This is a genomic window from Streptomyces sp. MK7 (assembly GCF_032658145.1).
GTDB classification, from domain to species: Bacteria; Actinomycetota; Actinomycetes; order Streptomycetales; family Streptomycetaceae; genus Streptomyces; species Streptomyces spiralis.
This window is the reverse complement of the sequence record NZ_JAVACL010000143.1, coordinates 1-558: the sequence shown is the minus strand read 5'-3', so window position 1 is coordinate 558 and position 558 is coordinate 1. Positions and strand designations below refer to the sequence as shown.

At 71.3% G+C, this 558-nt stretch carries 1 protein-coding gene; it reads left to right on the top strand.

All coding sequences use genetic code 11. The features are described 5' to 3' along the window. Positions 1–155 precede the first annotated feature (155 nt). The coding region (locus tag R2S09_RS40205) for an alcohol dehydrogenase catalytic domain-containing protein (RefSeq protein ID WP_316746238.1) at positions 156–558 on the top strand (403 nt) is incomplete at its 3' end.

The window sequence follows — 558 nt, the reverse complement described above, 5'->3', positions numbered from 1 at the left end:
GCACGCCGTCACGGCGCGCTGACCCCCAGCCGCCGGGAGGCGTGCGGACGTCCTGCCTCCCCCGCACGTCTCCCGGCCCCACCAGCCATTCAGACACCCCATGGCACCCATGGCCCGAACCACCGGGCCGTGCCGCTCACAGAAAGCAGATCACCATGGACACCATGCTCGCCGGACGCTTCCACCTGGACAGCAAGAAGTTCGCCGTGGAAGAGGTCCCGATCCCCGTGCCGGGCCCGGGCGAGGTCCTCATCGAGGTCAAGGCCGCCGGCGTCTGCCTCTCCGACGTCCACCTGCTCGACAGCTCCCTCGTCCCGCTGTTCGCCACCTCCGACACGGTCACCGTCGGCCACGAGGTATCCGGTGTGATCCACACGCTCGGCACCGACCTCAAGCGCGGCCTGCCCGTCGGCACCCGCGTCACCCTCGAGGCCGGCAAGACCTGCGGCACGTGCGCCGGCTGCGTGCGCCACCGCCCCTGCACCCAGATGCTCACCGCCGGCATCGACTACGACGGCGGCTGGGCCCAGTACGCGATCGCCCGCGAGGACACCCTCA